At 42.1% G+C, this 1,485-nt stretch carries 1 protein-coding gene; it reads right to left on the bottom strand.

Going from position 1 to position 1,485, the window contains the following annotated elements; translation table 11 throughout:
• Positions 1-160: 160 nt before the first annotated feature.
• The gene (locus GPK81_RS14430; RefSeq protein ID WP_008369914.1) at positions 161-1,402 is read right to left on the bottom strand and encodes an IS256 family transposase; all 1,242 of its coding nucleotides are present in this window, start codon (positions 1,400-1,402) and stop codon (positions 161-163) included.
• Positions 1,403-1,485 lie beyond the last annotated feature (83 nt).

The raw sequence follows: 1,485 nt of genomic DNA, 5'->3' as shown, positions 1-1,485 counted from the left end.
GAGACTGTGAGAAAAAGTCTGTAAATAAGATTCTTCTATGATATGCAAGGGTGGCAAGCCTGAAAATCAGGCTTCTCACCCTTGTTTTATATATAACAGTTGTTGAATGGCATGTCAAGAGCAGGCGGTTTTCCGCCCGTCTTATTCGCCCGTTTATTCGTTACTCTGGGAGGCGTCCTTCGTACATAATACTCAGTTCACCATACACCTGTGCCCAGTTGCGGATCGTACTGGTCCATTTCTTTGTAGCTTCAAATGTAGCAAGATACAGTGCCTTTAATAGAGCTGTATCGCTTGGAAATACGCTTCTCTGGCGATTCAGTTTCCGGTAGGTAGAATTCAGGGATTCAATAGCATTTGTAGTATAAATCACCGTTCTGACCGTCGTTGAAAATTTAAAGATCGGCGAGATTGCGTCCCAGTTATCCTTCCAGCGCTTCATGGAATTCGGATATTTCGGTGTCCATTTTTCTGTTACACGCTCTAAGGCTGCCAGAGCTTTCTTTTCATCTGTGGCCTGATAAATGGTTTTCAGATCCGTAGCGAAGGCTTTTCTGTCTTTATCCGGGACATATTTCAACGTGTTTCTTACCTGGTGTACAATACAGCGCTGGTATTCCGTCTTTGGAAAAGCTGCTGCGATCGCTTCTTTGATTCCGGTTAAACCATCGGCACAGATGATTAATACATCTTTGACACCACGATTTTTCAGTTCATTCATAACGGAAAGCCAGTATTTTGCGCTTTCGTTATCGCCAACACTGATGGTTAAAACTTCTTTTTTCCCTTCCGTGTTGATTCCCAGAATCACGTAAGCAGCAAGCTTTCGGATCACGCCATTATCCCTTACAGAATAATGGATTGCATCAATGTAGAGAATGGGATAGACCTCGTCCAGTGGCCGGTTCTGCCAGTCTTCGATCTGTGGCAGGATCTTATCAGTCACATCAGAAATAAAACTTTCAGAAGTTTCAAAGCCATAAATATCTTCGATGGTTTCGGAAATCTGCCGGGTAGTCATTCCTTTGGCATACATGGAAATGATCTTCTGATCAATATCGGAAATATCTTTCTGACGTTTTTTCACAACCTGTGGTTCAAACGTTGATTTGCGATCCTGTGGCACTTCGATTTCCATCGAGCCATACCGGCTGTTGACCTGTTTCCGCTTATAACCATTGCGATAATCATCATTATCTGAGCGTTCGGATTTTTCGTAACCAAGATGATCATCCATTTCAGCTTCCATCATTTCCTTAATGGTGCCGCCTAAAAGATCCTTGAGCGCATCCTGAATGTCTTCTGCAGACTGGATATCGTACTCTTCCAGGAGCTGATGGATGATGTTTCGTTTTCCTTCTGTCATTTGTACACGATGTACAGGTTTCTTTTGTCTTGCCATAATAAAAGGCCCTCCTAATGATATTTATTGTATCATAGAAGAACCTTATAAACATTATTTTACAGAAAAAGTTTCATACTCTC

Source organism: Blautia sp. MCC283, assembly GCF_018785565.1.
Lineage (GTDB): Bacteria > Bacillota > Clostridia > Lachnospirales > Lachnospiraceae > Blautia_A.
Note: the sequence above shows the minus strand (reverse complement) of the source record. Positions and strands in the feature narration are given on the sequence as shown.